This window comes from Streptomyces sp. WM6372, assembly GCF_001279655.1.
In the GTDB taxonomy this organism is placed as follows: Bacteria; Actinomycetota; Actinomycetes; order Streptomycetales; family Streptomycetaceae; genus Streptomyces.
This window is the reverse complement of sequence record NZ_LGDB01000163.1, coordinates 1-238: the sequence shown is the minus strand read 5'-3', so window position 1 is coordinate 238 and position 238 is coordinate 1. Positions and strand designations below refer to the sequence as shown.

The 238-nt window shown below is 73.5% G+C and carries 1 pseudogene; it reads left to right on the top strand.

Annotation, left to right across the window (positions count from 1 at the left end):
- Positions 1–238, top strand: a pseudogene (locus ADK52_RS13520) (sulfate adenylyltransferase small subunit); the annotation flags it as partial.

The window sequence follows — 238 nt, the reverse complement described above, 5'->3', positions numbered from 1 at the left end:
CATGTGGCTGACCGCCGGCGAGTGGGGCGGCCCGAAGGACGGCGAGAGCACCCAGCGGCGCCTGGTCCGCTACCGCACCGTGGGCGACATGTCCTGCACGGGCGCCGTCGACTCCGACGCCACCACGCTGGACGCCGTGATCACCGAGATCGCCGCCTCCCGGCTCACCGAGCGGGGCGCGACCCGCGCCGACGACAAGATGTCCGAGGCCGCGATGGAAGACCGCAAGCGCGAAGGG